Below are 325 nucleotides of genomic sequence, written 5' to 3'. Positions count from 1 at the left end.
CCCCGGCCGAGGACCACGCCTTTCTCGACGCGTGCGGCGAGCAGGGGGTGGCCTTCGTGCCCTTCTTCGCCATCGCCGGCGCGGGCCGGGAGGCGGGGGTCGTCGAGACCGACGGGCCTCGGGTGCGCGCGCTCGCCGCCGAGCACGGGGTGTCCACGGCCCAGCTCCGCCTGGCCTGGACACTGAGCCGGGGCGCGCACGTGCTGGCCATCCCGGGTACCGGGAACCCGGATCACCTGGCCGAGAACGTCGCCGTCGGGTCGCTGCGCCTGTCGCCGGCGGAGATCGCCCTGCTCGAAGCACCGTAACGAGCCTCCGCGATCGA

1 protein-coding gene is annotated in these 325 nt (G+C 75.1%); it reads left to right on the top strand.

Translation table 11 applies throughout. The features are described from left to right. Window positions 1-308: aldo/keto reductase (locus ADK55_RS22595; RefSeq protein ID WP_199826601.1), on the top strand; the 308-nt coding region annotated here is incomplete at its 5' end. Between the last annotated feature and the right edge of the window lie 17 nt (window positions 309-325).

Origin of the sequence: Streptomyces sp. WM4235 (assembly GCF_001279725.1) — a bacterium.
GTDB lineage: Bacteria > Actinomycetota > Actinomycetes > Streptomycetales > Streptomycetaceae > Streptomyces.
This window is presented reverse-complemented; position numbering and strand designations above follow the sequence as displayed.